This window comes from Planctopirus hydrillae (assembly GCF_001707835.1).
In the GTDB taxonomy this organism is placed as follows: domain Bacteria; phylum Planctomycetota; class Planctomycetia; order Planctomycetales; family Planctomycetaceae; genus Planctopirus; species Planctopirus hydrillae.
In genome coordinates this window covers 1-320 of record NZ_LYDR01000084.1, presented here as the reverse complement: position 1 = coordinate 320, position 320 = coordinate 1, and the positions used below count along the sequence as shown (strand labels likewise).

1 protein-coding gene is annotated in these 320 nt (G+C 57.5%); it reads left to right on the top strand.

Annotated elements, in window-relative coordinates:
* A partial coding sequence (locus A6X21_RS25890; protein WP_165603761.1) for a haloacid dehalogenase-like hydrolase occupies nucleotides 1-320 on the top strand: 320 nt, incomplete at both ends.

The following is a 320-nucleotide window of genomic DNA, read 5'->3' as shown; positions in this document are numbered from 1 at the left end:
GGGCTTTCATGAGGTGCATGCCAATGTTCTGGAGATTAAAGATGGGCGGCTGACCGGCGCGCTGGCTGCCGATATCGTGGATGCGTCTACTAAGCAGGCAGTCCTGCAATCAGCCGCTGAAATGCGTGGGATTGATTTGGCTACTACGCTAGCTGTTGGTGATGGCGCGAATGACTTGCCCATGATTGCCGCAGCGGTGTCGGGCGGGGGCCTTGGTGTGGGCTATCATCCGCGTCCGCAATTGGCGCAAGCCGCGAATTTTTCCGTGCGGCACAATGATCTGACAGCCTTGCTATTTGCGCAAGGTGTTAAGCCCAGCG